Here is a 12,475-nt window from a genome sequence, read left to right as displayed (position 1 = left end):
CCGTTACGGAGCGGTGAACAGCAGGACGGCGTTCTGGCCGCCGAAGCCGAAGGAGCAGGTGATGCCCGTGTCCGCTCCGGTCGGGCGTGGGTGGCCGGTCACGATGTCGAGCTTGTGGTCGCCGTCCTGGCCCTCGAAGTTCGCCACCGGCGGGACGCTGCCGTGGCGCAGGGCGAGGACCGTGTACGCGGCCTGGATCGCGCCGGCCGCGCCGAGGGCGTGGCCGATCACGCCCTTGGAAGCGGTGACCGGGGGGACCTTTCCGCCGAAGAGCCGGGTGAGGGCCGCCGCTTCCGCCGCGTCGTTGAGCGGGGTGGACGTGCCGTGCGCGTTGACGTGACCGATGTCGCGGGGGTGGCAGCCCGCGTCGGCCAGGGCCGCGGCGAGGGCCCGGACCGCGCCGTCGCCGTCGGGGTGCGGGGCGACGGGGTGGTGGGCGTCGGCGGTGGCGCCGTATCCGCGCAGCAGCGCCAGGACGGGTGCCCGGCGGGCCCGTGCGGTGGACAGCCGCTCCAGGACGAGTACGGCGGCGCCCTCGCCGAGGACGAAACCGTCCCGTGCCGCGTCGAACGGCCTGCTGGCGAGGGCCGGGTCCGTCCGGCGCCGGGACAGCGCCCGCATCCGGGTGAAGCAGGTGGCGGTCATCCGGGAGCGTGCGGACTCGCTGCCGCCGGCCAGCACGATGTCGCACGTCCCCGACCGCAGCAGGTCCCGTGCGACACCGATCGCGGTTGCGCCCGAGGCACAGGCGCTGGAGGTGGTGAAGCTGGGGCCGCGCGCCCCGAGGTCGATCGCGACCTCGCCCGCGGCCATGCTCGGCACACTGCGCGGCAGCGCGAGCGGCGACACCCGCTCCGGTCTGCCCGCGGCCAGATGGCAGAACTCGGTGACGTAGGTGCTCAGGCTGTTGGATCCGACGCCCAGGACGACCCCGACCCGGTCCCCGTGCCACGTACGGTGATCGAGGCCCGCGTCGGCGACGGCCCGGCGCGCGGCGACCAGGGCGAACTGGATGAAGCGGTCCAGGCGCCGCGCGGGTGACCGGCCGAGCTGCGACCCGGCGTCGAAGTCCCGCACCCGGCAGGAGAAGTCGACGGGCAGCCCGGCGAGTTCGGGGTCGGGGGCGGCCGACGAGCGGCCCCGGCACAGGGCCGCCCAGTTCTCCTCCGCGCTGTGGCCCGCCGGGGTCACCAGGCCCAGCCCGGTGACCGCGACCTCAGGCCGCATCCCGGAACGCCCGGGCCGCGTCACCGAGGGTCGAGCCGGGGGAGAGGTCCAGGGAGTCCTCGGGCAGGACGATCCCGTACTCCTCTTCCGCCGCCACCACAAGCTCCATCAGCGACAGCGAGTCCATGCCGAGGCTCTCGAACGTCGTCGTCGTGTACAGCTCGCCGGGGTCGGCCGCCACGTCCAGATGGCCGGTCAGCAGGGCGATGAGCCGCTCGGGAAGCACGGGCTGTGCCGCCCGCCGCGTCCGTTCGGTCCGTTCCGCCTGCTGCGCTGACTGGGTCATGCCGAGGTCTCCTGTTCCATGGCCGCGAACCTCATACCTGTGCGCACGGTGTGAACGCCTGCACGGCAGCCAGGAAACGCTTCGGCACCCGTTCGAGCGAGCGAGACCGGCGCCGACGGTCAGGTCAGGGGCACGTGGGTGAAGCGGGCGGACACATGGAGGTCGGACTCGATGTGAGCGGCCGTCGTGCGCAGGGCGGGGACGAGGTGCTCGACGCATTCCTGGAGGGTGTGGCGGGAGCTGTGCATCGCCGTGTTGAGGGCGGCGACCGCCTGGCCCGTACGGTCGCGGACGGGCACCGCGATCGAGCGCAGCCCTTCCTCCAACTCCTCGTCGACCAGGGCGTGTCCCTGTGTTCCGACCTCCTCCAGGGCGCGGGCCAGGGCCTGCGGGTCCGTGATCGTGCGGGGCGTCAGCGGGCGCAGCGGGCCGGTGCCCAGGTGGCGTTCGGCGGGCGGGAGGTCCGCGAGCAGGACGCGGCCCATCGACGTCGCGTAGGCCGGCAGGCGGGTGCCGACCGTGAGGTTCACGCTCATCACGCGGCTGGTGGCCACCCGTGCCGTGTACTGGATCTCGTCGCCCGCCGCCGTCAGGACCGCCAGCGACGTCGACTCGTGGATGCGGTCCGCGAGGGCGGCCAGATGCGGTGCCGCGATCTGCGGGAGGGACGTACGGGACAGGGGCGGGTAGCCGAGGGAGAGGACCTGCGGGGTGAGGCGGAAGGCGCCCGCGCGTGACTGGGTGACCATGCCCAGGTGCTCGTAGGTGATCAGCGCCCGGCGGGCGGTCGCGCGGGCCAGGCCGGTCGCCTTGGCCACCTCCGTCAGCGTCAGCTCCGTGCGGCCCTCGCCGAAGGCCGTCAGTACGGTCAGGCCCCGGGCCAGCGACTCGACGAACTCCCGGCCCAGCTCCTGCTTCGACGCACCCGTCCAGGTCGCGAGCCCCGAGGGGGCCGGCGCGGGCTCCGGCGGGGGCGCCGTGCGCAGGTCCTCCTCCATTGCCGCCACCGCCTCCCGCAGCCGTGGCAGCAGCGTGTCGCGCAGGCCGGCCGCCGTGTGCCGGCTGGTGTGGCTGACCACGCTCGCCACACAGGTGATCCGGCCGGTGACGGGATCTCGAACGGGCACCGCCACCGCCACCAGCCCCGGCTCGATCAACTGGTCGTCCAGTGCCCAGCCGTCCTGCCGGGCCTGCGCCGCCCGCCGCGCGAACTCCTCGGCCGGAGGGGGGTTCTCCCTCGGCGGTACGGCCGGGAAGCCGTGGTTCTCCGGGTCCGCCGCCCGGCGGGTGCGCCAGCGCTGCCAGTCCTCGGAGGTCCACTCCGTCGCGAACAGGGGGCCCGGCGCGGTGCGTTCGGCGGGCAGCAGGTCGCCGATGCGGAAGCTCAGCGACATCGCGCGGCGGCGGGTCGCCTGGTGGATGAAGCGGATGCCGTCGCCGTCGCGGACCGCCAGCGACACCGACTCGTCCAGCGCGTCGGCGAGGGCGTCGGCGCGCGCGTCCAGCAGGGCGGGGAGGCGCAGGGCGGCCAAATAGGCGTTGCCGAGTTCCATCAGCCGGGGGGTGAGGACCGCGTCCCGGCCGTCGAGGCGGACGTATCCCATCCGGGCGAGCGTGGCCGTGATCCGGTCGACCGTGGAACGCGCGAGGCCGGTGGTCCGTTCCAGGGCGCTCAGGCTCAGGGTTCCGCCCGCCTCGGTCAGCTGCCGCAGGACGGCGATCCCACGGATCAACGGCGTGACCGCCTCGGCCGGTACGGCGGGGGCGGCGGCCTCGTCGAGCGTGGGATGGGCGGGCATCTGTTCTCCGGTACGGCGATTGTTCTCCGGTGCGGCGATCGCGGCAGGCCTACGGTAACCGCGGATCCGCCGACGGCGTTCCCGGTGAGCCGCCCATCGGCTACCTCCGGGTCACCCGCACCGTGTGGTTGCCCTCCAGATCCGCGCTCGCCACCGCGATCCGTATGCCCCGCCGCGGGTCCACGAAGTTCTCGCCGGGGGTGAAGGGGGCGTCGGAGAGTTCGGCGTGGACGTTCGGGCTGCGGGTGCAGCCGCCGCTGTCGCGCTGGGAGTCGAACACCTTCACCGGACCGAGACCGGTGTCCACTTCCGCGTCCACCTTGTAGATCAGCACGCCCGCCCGGCACACCGCCTCGTCGTTGCCGTCGCGGGTGCGCAGTTCGACGGCGTAGCCCGTGCGCTTGTCGAGGGGTACGAAGACGAGCTTCGGGCCGCCCTCGTCGGCCAGCGGGGTCAGCGTGTGCTCGGTCGTGCCGTGGGCGGCGGCGCAGCTCACCTGCTTCGCGTCCAGCCAGCCGAGCTTCCACTTGTGCCAGCCGAGGAGGTCGTTGTTGGCGCCCCAGTCCTCGCTCATGATGTCCCAGTGGCCGACCGCGCCCCCGCCCTCCTGGGTGTAGAGGTCGGGCAGCCCGAAGACATGGCCGTTCTCGTGCGGCAGGACGCGGAAGCCGGTCTTGCCGTAGGAGCCGGAGCCGTCGTCCTGGCGGGAGTAGACGAAGGACGCGTTCGCGAGGGGTATGCCGTCCGCCGTGGGTGCGTCGCCGTTGCCCGCGAAGGTGACGGACAGGACGGTGTCGAGCGCCGACGGGCCCGCGTTCGGCGTCACCAGCACGTTCAGCAGGTCGTACGCGCGGAAGTCGATCTTGGTGTCGGTCTCCGCCACGATGTCCTGGACCAGCCGGCGGTAGCCGGGTTCGAAGGGCGCGCCGCGCTCTATGCCGTACGCCTTGAACGACTTCGGCATGCGCAGCCAGCCGCGGACCGGGGTCTCGGGCCGGTAGTCGAGGCGGCCGTAGGAGCTGGTGCGGAACCATTCCCGGGTCTGTGGGAAGAACTCGTGGAAGCGGTCCATCGCCTTGCCCTGACCGGGCGCGTCCGAGAAGTCGATCATCAGGGTGAGCGCGCGGACGGTGCCGGTGGAACGGGAGTAGCCGCCGGATGTCGGTATGCCCTCCGACATCTGGATGTCCAGGTCGCTGCGGATCATGCAGGGGGTGAGGGGGAGGGGTGGGCCGGGAGGGTGAGCGGACGCGCCCCCGCCGACATCGAGCCCGCCGTGTGCCGGCCCGTTCCGGCCGAGGTGCTGAGCGCGAAGGTCAGCGCGGTCACCGCCGCGAGGGCGGCCGCACGCCGCCTGCGTATCCGATGGCTGGACGACTGCGGCTGCATGCTTGGACCTTTCGCTCCAGGCAGCCACCGGCCTCCGGCTGCACCCTCTCGCTCACCCTGTGCCGGGTGGGGCGCGGGCGCGCGCTGGAGGCGACCGATCGTGGGAATTTCCGGTGCGTAAGCGCCGGTCAGCGGGCCCTTACGGCCATATGGCCGACCTTGTGACGCGGGTCACAAGAAATCTCTGCCGGAGCGGGAAATAACCGGGGATCGAATCCCCGTTTAACCATGCGTCCGAGCGAAACGGGGATTCGCTCCCCGGATCGTCAGCCCACTGAGCTCATCCGTCTCACCAGTCCCAGGAGCACACCGTGCAGACCGCCACTCCCGAACGTCGCAAGGCAAGCCGGCCGCGCGCCGACGCCCTGCGCAACCGGGAACGGATCGTCACCGCCGCCCGGGAGATGTTCGTCGAACACGGCCCCGATGTGCCGCTCGACGAGATCGCCCGCCGGGCCGGCGTCGGCAACGCCACGGTGTACCGCAACTTCCCGGACCGCGACGCCCTCGTCCGCGAGGTCGTCTGCTCGGTCATGGACCGTACGGCCCGGGCGGCCGAGCACGCCCTCACGGAGAGCGGCGACGCCTTCGAGGCACTGGAGCACTTCGTGCACACCGCAGCCGACGAGCGGATCAGCGCGCTGTGCCCGATGATCGCCAGCACCTTCGACAAGCAACACCCCGACCTGGAGGCCGCGCGCGTGCGGGTCGAGCAGCTCGTCGCGGACCTCATGGGCCGCGCCCAGGCGGCCGGGCAACTGCGCACCGACATCGGCGTCGGTGACCTGATGATCGTCGTCGCCCAGCTCAGCCGGCCCCCGGCCGGGTCGCCGTGCATGAGCGTCGACCAGTTCGTACACCGTCATCTCCAGCTGTTCCTGGACGGACTGCGGGCGCCCGCCCCCTCCGCCCTGCCGGGCAGGGCGGTGACCGTGGAGGACCTGCGCCTGGCATAGACGCCGACCGATCCGCACGTTCCGAAATCCCGAAGCAAGTCCCGAATTTCCGTACCGACGTACCGAGTTCACCGTTCCGACGTACTGAGTTTCCGTCCCGACGTTCCGACGTCTTGAAGTCCCGAAGTCCTGAAGTGGGTACCTCCATGTCTGAAACAGCCCGAAGCGTCCCCGACGCCTTTGCACCCGCCCCTGATCCGGGCCGCTGGAAAGCGCTCGTCTTCATCGCGCTCGCCCAGCTGATGGTCGTCCTCGATGCGACCATCGTGAACATCGCCCTGCCCTCCGCCCAGCAGGACCTGGGCATCTCCGACGGCAACCGGCAGTGGGTCGTCACGGCCTACGCCCTCGCCTTCGGTGGTCTGCTGCTCTTCGGCGGCCGCATAGCCGACCTGTGGGGCCGCAAGCGCACCTTCGTCCTCGGTCTGGCCGGCTTCGCCGCCGCCTCCGCGCTGGGCGGCGCCGCCACCAACGAGGCGATGATGTTCGGCTCCCGCGCCCTGCAGGGCGTCTTCGGCGCCCTCCTCGCGCCGGCCGCGCTGTCCCTGCTCGCCGTGATGTTCACGGACGCCAAGGAGCGCGCCAAGGCCTTCGGTATCTACGGTGCGATCGCCGGTGGTGGCGGCGCCGTCGGTCTGATCCTCGGCGGTTTCCTCACCGAGTACCTGGACTGGCGCTGGACGTTCTTCGTCAACATCCCGTTCGCGGTGGTCGCCGCGGCCGGTGCCTGGTTCGTCATCCGTGAGCCCGAGGGCAGCCGCAACCGTTCCCCGCTCGACATCCCCGGCGTGATCCTGTCCACCCTCGGTCTGGTCGCGCTCGTCTACGGCTTCACCCGCGCCGAGTCCGAGGGCTGGAGCGACTCCGTGACGATCGGCATGTTCGTCGGATCCGCCGTGCTGCTCGCCGCGTTCGTGTTCGTCGAGGCCCGCGTCAAGGCCCCGCTGCTGCCGCTGCGCGTGCTCACCGAGCGCAACCGCGGAGGTGTCTATCTCTCGCTGGGCCTGGCGATCATCGGGATGTTCGGCCTGTTCCTCTTCCTGACCTACTACCTCCAGATCGTGAAGGTCTACTCGCCGGTCAAGACCGGTTTCGCCTTCCTGCCGATGATCGTCGGCATGATCGTGGGCTCGACCCAGATCGGCACCCGCCTGATGACCCGGGTCGCGCCGCGCCTGCTGATGGGCCCCGGCTTCCTGGTCGCGGCCGTCGGCATGCTGCTGCTGACCCAGCTGGAGATCGACTCCTCGTACGCGGCCCTGCTGCTGCCGGCGATGCTCCTGCTCGGCCTCGGCATGGGTACGGCCTTCATGCCGGCGATGTCCCTGGCCACCCAGGGCGTCGAACCGCGGGACTCCGGTGTCGCCTCCGCGATGGTCAACACCTCGCAGCAGGTGGGCGGCGCGATCGGTACCGCCCTGCTGAACACGATCGCCGCCTCGGCGACGACCTCGTACATCGCCGACCGCATCCGCTCGGCCACGTCCCCCACCCAGCAGCAGGTCGTGCAGCTGGAGGGCATGGTGCAGGGCTACACCAGCGCCATCTGGGTCGCCGTCGGCATCCTGGTCCTCGCCGCGGTGATCGCCGTGACCTTCATCAACGCCGGCCGCCCGGACACCGCCGCGGTGACCGGTTCCGGTTCCGGTGAGGGTGCCGAGGACGAGGTGGCGGTGCCGGTGATCGCACACTGACGCCGACGCCGGCTCGTACCCCTTCGGGCCATCCGTACGGACGAGGAGGGGACGCCTCGTCCGTACGACCCCCAGGACCTGCCCTGGTTCCCTGAGCTCGCTCTAGCTCCGTACTTCGCGGGTCGGTGATTCGTATGGTGTGACCGGTCCGGGGGTGTCCTGGGCCGGTGGTGTGGCGTTGGGTGGGGTGTGACGAAGTCTTCCCGGTCCCCGCGGCCACGGACGGTGCGGCCACGCATGAACTGCGTGGTCAGCGCCGTGGTGGAGAAGCGTCTGGGCGCTCTGCCTGTCGCTGCCGAGTTTCTGCGCCGGCTGGACCTGGCCGGGACCGTCGACCGGTTGTGCCCGGGCCGCGACATCGCTCATGTGACGCATGGCGCGGTCATCGAGACGCTGGTGGCCAACCGGCTGACCGCGCCCGCCCCGCTGTGGCGGGTGGACGACTGGGCCCGCGAGTGGGCGGTGGAGGACGTCTTCGGCATCGAGCCGGAGCTGCTCAACGACGACCGCCTGGGCCGGGCGCTGGACGCCGTCGCCCCGCACCTTCAGGAGATCACCGACAGCGTCGGCGCCCGCGCGATCGGCGAGTTCGGCATCGATGTGTCCACGTTCCACTGGGACATGACGTCCATGTCCCTGCACGGCGCCTACCCGGCCGATGACCAGGACGAGGACTATCCCCAGGTCAGGCACGGGCATCCCAAGGACCGCAGGTACGACCTCAAGCAGATCCAGACCGGCCTGGCGGTGACCGGCGACGGCGGTATCCCGCTGCTGTCGCGCGTCATCGACGGCGGAGCCGCGGAGATCTCCCAGATCACCTCCACCATGAACAGCCTGCGGGCGATAGCAGGGCCCAAGGAGTTCTTGCTGATCGCCGACTCCAAACTCGTCTCCTACCACAACGTCACCGCGCTGATCGCGGCCAGAACGGCGTTCATCGCCCCGGCCCCGGCCTCCATGGTCGACGACGCGGTCTATGCGGCCCTCGACCTCGATGCGGCCACCGTCGTGGACTACGTCCCGGCCCGGGACGAGAACACCCCGGACGACCGGCGGGAGACCTACCGCGTGCTGGAGGACACCCACGTCCTGACGGGACCACGCAAGCGTGACCCCAAGGCAGAAGTCCGCCGGATCCTGGTGCACTCCACCGGCAATGCCAAAGGCCAGCAGCGGGCCCGCGAGAAACGCCTGGCCAAAGCACGCGAAGACCTCGAAAAACTCCAACGAGGCGCCGGCGGGCGCTACTACAACACAGCGGAGAAGGTCACCGCACGCATCGGCGTGATCGCCAAGACCCGGCGGGTGACCGACTGCCTGCGCACGACCGTCACCACCGACACCGCCGGCCGACCCGCCCTGCACTGGCACTTCGACCAGGCCGTGCTCGATGCCGAGGCGGCAGTCGACGGCTGGTACGCGTTGCTGACCACCCTCACCCCCGAACAGGCCGATGCCGCCGAGGTCCTGCGGCGCCACAAAGGCCAGGGTGCCGTCGAGCGCCGCTACGGAAACTTCAAAGGCCCCCTGGCCGTCACCCCGATCTTCGTCCAGGACAACAAGCGCCTCGCCGCACTGGTCACCGTGATCTGCCTGGCCCTGCTGGTGTTCTGCCTGATCGAGCGCCAGGTCCGCCGGGCCCTGGGGGGCGATCAGAAGATGCAGGGCCTGTATCCGGGAAACCAGAGAGTCCGTCCCACGGGACGGATGATCCTCTACCACCTCTCCGGCCTGCGGCTGCGGGTCGGCCATGCCACCGACCCGCCCACCATCGTCATCAGCCGAGGAGTCCAGCTTCATCTCCTCGACCTCCTTGGCCTGGAACCCACACATCCCCGCTGGCCAGAGACCTGAACGAGCTACCCGCGAAGTACGGATCTAGCGGAGCCAGGGCAGGTCCGCTCCCGCGTCATCGGGCTGGAGTCCCTCGGCGACGATCTGCATGATCTCGCCGAGGGACTTCTGCTGTTCCGGGGTCAGCCGCTCGAACAGCGCCTGGCGTACGGCGGCCACATGGCCCGGCGCGGACCGCTTCAGCACCTCCATGCCCGCGTCCGTCAGCACCGCGAGCTGGCCCCGCTTGTCCGAGGGGCAGTCCTCGCGGCGCACCCAGCCGCTCTTCTCCAGACGGGCGATCGCGTGCGAGAGGCGGGAGCGGGTGATCTTCGCCTTCATGGCCAGTTCGGTCATCCGCAGCCGGCGGTGCGGGGCCTCGGCGAGTCCGACGAGGAGCCCGTAGTAGACGTGCGGCATGCCCGCGTCGCGCTGGAGCTGGCGGTCGAGGTGGTCCTCGAGGAGGGTGGTGGCATGCAGGTAGGAGCGCCAGATGCGCTGCTCCTCCCCGGTCAGCCAGCGGGGTGCGTCAGCGGATGCGGGTGCCGTGTTCATGGGATCCACTGTACGAGCCCTCTTCTTGAATTTTGAACAAACACGGCGTAGTCTCTTGAGCGACAGCTTGAGACTTCAAGTAATCCGTCAGGGAGCCGCCGTCATGTCCGCCGCAGCCGCCCAGGAGCGCATGCCCGCCCTCTACCTCAGCCACGGCGCGCCACCCCTCGCGGACGACCCGGTCTGGCCCGGCCAGCTCGCCGCCTGGTCCGCCGCCCTGCCCCGCCCCAAGGCGATCCTCGTCGTCTCCGCCCACTGGGAGGAGGCCCCCCTCGCCCTCGGCGCCACCCGGACGATCCCCCTCGTCTACGACTTCTGGGGCTTCCCCGAGCACTACTACCAGGTGCGCTACGAGGCCCCCGGCGCCCCCGAACTCGCCGAGTCCGTACGCAAGCTGCTGCGCGCCCCGGGCATGCCGGTGCAGGACATCCCCGACCGGGGGCTCGACCACGGGGCGTACGTCCCGCTGGTGGAGATGTTCCCCGAGGCCGACCTCCCGGTCCTGCAGATCTCCATGCCGACCCTCGACCCCGTGCAGCTGATGGACATCGGCCGCCGGCTGGCCCCGCTGCGCGACGAGGGCGTGCTCATCGTCGGCTCCGGCTTCTTCACCCACAACCTCGCCGCGTTGCGCCACACCGGCGGGGGAGTGCCGAGCTGGTCCTCCGAGTTCGACGACTGGGGCCGGCGTGCGCTGGAGACCCGTGACGTGGACGCCCTGCTGGACTTCCTCCACAAGGCGCCGGCGGGCCGCTACGCCCACCCCCGCACCGAGCACTTCGCGCCGCTGTTCGTGACCATGGGCGCGGCGGAGGTGGCCGGCGAGCTGGACGCGCAGAAGTCGGTGATCGACGGGTTCTGGATGGGGATGGCGAAGCGGTCGGTGCAGTTCGGGTGAACCCCGCAGGGAGGGGCTACAGCTCCTTCTCGTACCAGGCGACGTCCCAGTACCGCCCGAACTTGCGGCCCACCTCCCGGTACGTCCCGACGTGCCGGAACCCGAAGCGCTCGTGCAGCCGCGTGGACGCCTCGTTGGGCTGTGCGATGCCGGCGTAGGCGCGGTGCAGGTCCTCGCCGGCCAGGGCCTCGAAGAGGGCCTTGTAGAGCAGTGTGCCGACGCCGCGGCGCCCGGCGTGCGGGGCGACGTAGACCGTGACCTCCACGGAGGTGTCGTAGGCGGGCTTCGCGCGATAAGGGCTGGATGTGGCGTACCCCAGAATTTCCTGTGAGTCCGCGTCCGTGGCAACCATCAGCCGGTGCGGTCCGTCTTCAGGGTGGGAGAGCAGCCAAGGGCGGCGCTCTTCCGGAGTGAAGACCGCGGTATCGAATGTGATGGGCGTCTCACGTACGTAGTGGTTGTAGAGGTCGGTGAGGGCCTCGAGGTCACTCTCGGCTCCTGGCCTGACCTGCACCTCTGTACGTCCCGGCCGCATCGCGCCTCCCTGCTCGGCGGGACAGGGTACTGCATGATCAGAAAAATCGAGGGTGGGTTGGGAATTCTGTCCGGATTCCAGTCGTTGTTTCCATCGGATGCAGGGCACCCGAAGAGCCGCAGAAAGCGCCGAGAGTGCTGAGCGTCCGCAGGACCACCCGCTGACCTCATCATCGCAAGGGAGCACGCATGGCAACCCGTGCCGTCGCCCGTCGTACGTCCGCCGCGGGCGAGACCGTCGACGCGACCAGCAGTGTCCGCGCCCATGGCGGCGAGATCGCGGACCGCGATCTGGTCGGCATGTACCTCGACGAAATCGCGCGTACACCGCTGCTCGACGCCGCAAAGGAGGTCGAGCTGTCCCAGACGATCGAAGCGGGTGTGTTCGCGCGACAGGTCCTCGAGGGATACGAGGAGACCCAGACCGACGCCACCCGCGCCGAACTGGAGGCCCTGGTCGCCGAGGGCGAGCGGGCCAAGGACGTCTTCATCCGCTCCAACCTCCGCCTGGTCGTCGCCGTGGCCCGCCGCTATCCCCGGAGCGGTCTGCCGCTGCTCGACCTGATCCAGGAGGGCAACGCGGGCCTGGTGCGCGCGGTCGAGAAGTTCGACTACCGCAAGGGCTTCAAGTTCTCCACGTACGCCACCTGGTGGATCCGCCAGGCGATCACCCGCTCCATAGCCGACCAGTCGCGCACCATCCGCCTGCCCGTCCACCTGGTGGAGGAGCTGGGCCGGATCCGGCGCGTGCAGCGCGAGTTCAACCGTGAGCACGGCCGGGACCCGGAGCCCACCGAGGTCGCCGCCGAGCTCGGCTCGTCGCCGGAGCGTGTCATCGACGTGCTCGACTGGGCCCGCGACCCGGTCTCCCTGAACATGTCGGTGGACGACGAGGGCGAGACCCAGTTCGGCGACCTGCTCGAGGACACCTCCGCGGTGTCGCCGGAGCAGTCGGTGCTGACGCTGCTGCGCAGCGAGGAGCTGGACGACCTGATCGGCCGCCTCGACCAGCGCACGGCCTCGATCATCAAGATGCGGTACGGCATCGAGGACGGCCGGGAGCGCACGCTGACCGAGGTCGGCAAGGAGCACGGCCTGACCCGCGAGCGCATCCGCCAGATCGAGAAGCATGCGCTGCTGGAGCTGAAGAAGCTGGCGCGGTCCACCGGGTTCGACGCGGCGGCGTGACCGCCCGTCGGACCGGCGGTCGCCACCCGACGGGCGTGCGACCCGTGCGGGCGCGTACGCGGGGTGGCGAAAGGCCGCGCAAACATGGCGATGTAACGCCGCTTCAAGCGGCG

10 protein-coding genes and 1 pseudogene are annotated in these 12,475 nt (G+C 70.8%); 5 read left to right on the top strand and 6 right to left on the bottom strand.

From position 1 onward, the window contains the following. Nucleotides 1–3 precede the first annotated feature (3 nt). The 4 genes and pseudogenes from StrepF001_RS22440 to StrepF001_RS22425 form a co-directional block, all read right to left on the bottom strand. On the bottom strand, nucleotides 4–1,227 hold the full coding sequence (locus tag StrepF001_RS22440; RefSeq protein WP_129799995.1) for a beta-ketoacyl-[acyl-carrier-protein] synthase family protein: 1,224 nt from the start codon (nucleotides 1,225–1,227) through the stop codon (nucleotides 4–6). Then, nucleotides 1,217–1,513: an acyl carrier protein gene (locus StrepF001_RS22435; protein WP_129799994.1), complete on the bottom strand. Its 297-nt coding sequence runs from the start codon at nucleotides 1,511–1,513 to the stop codon at nucleotides 1,217–1,219. The genes StrepF001_RS22440 and StrepF001_RS22435 overlap by 11 nt, the downstream gene beginning before the upstream one ends. A gap of 119 nt (nucleotides 1,514–1,632) precedes the next feature. Further along, nucleotides 1,633–3,312, bottom strand: coding sequence for an IclR family transcriptional regulator C-terminal domain-containing protein (locus StrepF001_RS22430; protein WP_129799993.1), 1,680 nt, complete (start codon nucleotides 3,310–3,312; stop codon nucleotides 1,633–1,635). A 100-nt stretch (nucleotides 3,313–3,412) separates the two neighbouring features. Further along, nucleotides 3,413–4,701: pseudogene (locus tag StrepF001_RS22425) on the bottom strand (M6 family metalloprotease domain-containing protein). A gap of 311 nt (nucleotides 4,702–5,012) precedes the next feature. Between StrepF001_RS22425 and StrepF001_RS22420 the strand changes: the two are divergent. From StrepF001_RS22420 to StrepF001_RS46470, 3 genes are all read left to right on the top strand, one after another. Further along, nucleotides 5,013–5,657 carry a TetR/AcrR family transcriptional regulator gene (locus tag StrepF001_RS22420; protein ID WP_129799992.1) on the top strand — a complete coding sequence of 215 codons (645 nt, stop codon included), beginning with the start codon at nucleotides 5,013–5,015 and terminating at the stop codon, nucleotides 5,655–5,657. 146 nt (nucleotides 5,658–5,803) lie between these two features. Further along, on the top strand, nucleotides 5,804–7,351 hold the full coding sequence (locus StrepF001_RS22415) for an MFS transporter (RefSeq protein ID WP_129799991.1): 1,548 nt from the start codon (nucleotides 5,804–5,806) through the stop codon (nucleotides 7,349–7,351). Nucleotides 7,352–7,588: 237 nt separating this feature from the next. Beyond that, a complete protein-coding gene (locus StrepF001_RS46470; RefSeq protein ID WP_206306827.1) occupies nucleotides 7,589–9,208 on the top strand; it encodes an IS1634 family transposase in 1,620 nt (539 codons plus the stop codon). Nucleotides 9,209–9,232: 24 nt separating this feature from the next. On the opposite strand, the gene StrepF001_RS22405 is transcribed toward StrepF001_RS46470, so the two are convergent. Then, entirely contained in the window at nucleotides 9,233–9,742 is a 510-nt protein-coding gene (locus StrepF001_RS22405) for a MarR family transcriptional regulator (protein WP_129799990.1), read from the bottom strand. Between the two features lie 103 nt (nucleotides 9,743–9,845). Between StrepF001_RS22405 and StrepF001_RS22400 the strand changes: the two genes are divergently transcribed. Further along, nucleotides 9,846–10,640 carry a dioxygenase gene (locus StrepF001_RS22400; RefSeq protein ID WP_240797608.1) on the top strand — a complete coding sequence of 265 codons (795 nt, stop codon included), beginning with the start codon at nucleotides 9,846–9,848 and terminating at the stop codon, nucleotides 10,638–10,640. A gap of 16 nt (nucleotides 10,641–10,656) precedes the next feature. Here StrepF001_RS22400 and StrepF001_RS22395 read toward each other — a convergent pair whose 3' ends face one another. Beyond that, on the bottom strand, nucleotides 10,657–11,175 hold the full coding sequence (locus StrepF001_RS22395; RefSeq protein ID WP_129799989.1) for a GNAT family N-acetyltransferase: 519 nt from the start codon (nucleotides 11,173–11,175) through the stop codon (nucleotides 10,657–10,659). A gap of 188 nt (nucleotides 11,176–11,363) precedes the next feature. Here StrepF001_RS22395 and StrepF001_RS22390 point away from each other — a divergent pair, with 188 nt between their 5' ends. Beyond that, nucleotides 11,364–12,362, top strand: a complete 999-nt coding sequence (locus StrepF001_RS22390; RefSeq protein ID WP_129799988.1) for a sigma-70 family RNA polymerase sigma factor — start codon at nucleotides 11,364–11,366, stop codon at nucleotides 12,360–12,362. Nucleotides 12,363–12,475: the final 113 nt, after the last annotated feature.

This window comes from Streptomyces sp. F001 (assembly GCF_004187715.1).
In the GTDB taxonomy this organism is placed as follows: Bacteria; Actinomycetota; Actinomycetes; order Streptomycetales; family Streptomycetaceae; genus Streptomyces; species Streptomyces flavusporus.
This window is presented reverse-complemented; position numbering and strand designations above follow the sequence as displayed.

Excerpts from the sequence above, each read along its gene's own strand:
- StrepF001_RS22440 (WP_129799995.1), bottom strand. The coding sequence starts at position 1,227 with ATGCGGCCTGAGGTCGCGGTCACCGGGCTGGGCCTGGTGACCCCGGCG.
- StrepF001_RS22435 (WP_129799994.1), bottom strand. The coding sequence starts at position 1,513 with ATGACCCAGTCAGCGCAGCAGGCGGAACGGACCGAACGGACGCGGCGG.
- StrepF001_RS22430 (WP_129799993.1), bottom strand. The coding sequence starts at position 3,312 with ATGCCCGCCCATCCCACGCTCGACGAGGCCGCCGCCCCCGCCGTACCG.
- StrepF001_RS22415 (WP_129799991.1), top strand. The coding sequence starts at position 5,804 with ATGTCTGAAACAGCCCGAAGCGTCCCCGACGCCTTTGCACCCGCCCCT.
- StrepF001_RS46470 (WP_206306827.1), top strand. The coding sequence starts at position 7,589 with ATGAACTGCGTGGTCAGCGCCGTGGTGGAGAAGCGTCTGGGCGCTCTG.
- StrepF001_RS22405 (WP_129799990.1), bottom strand. The coding sequence starts at position 9,742 with ATGAACACGGCACCCGCATCCGCTGACGCACCCCGCTGGCTGACCGGG.
- StrepF001_RS22400 (WP_240797608.1), top strand. The coding sequence starts at position 9,846 with ATGTCCGCCGCAGCCGCCCAGGAGCGCATGCCCGCCCTCTACCTCAGC.
- StrepF001_RS22395 (WP_129799989.1), bottom strand. The coding sequence starts at position 11,175 with ATGCGGCCGGGACGTACAGAGGTGCAGGTCAGGCCAGGAGCCGAGAGT.
- StrepF001_RS22390 (WP_129799988.1), top strand. The coding sequence starts at position 11,364 with ATGGCAACCCGTGCCGTCGCCCGTCGTACGTCCGCCGCGGGCGAGACC.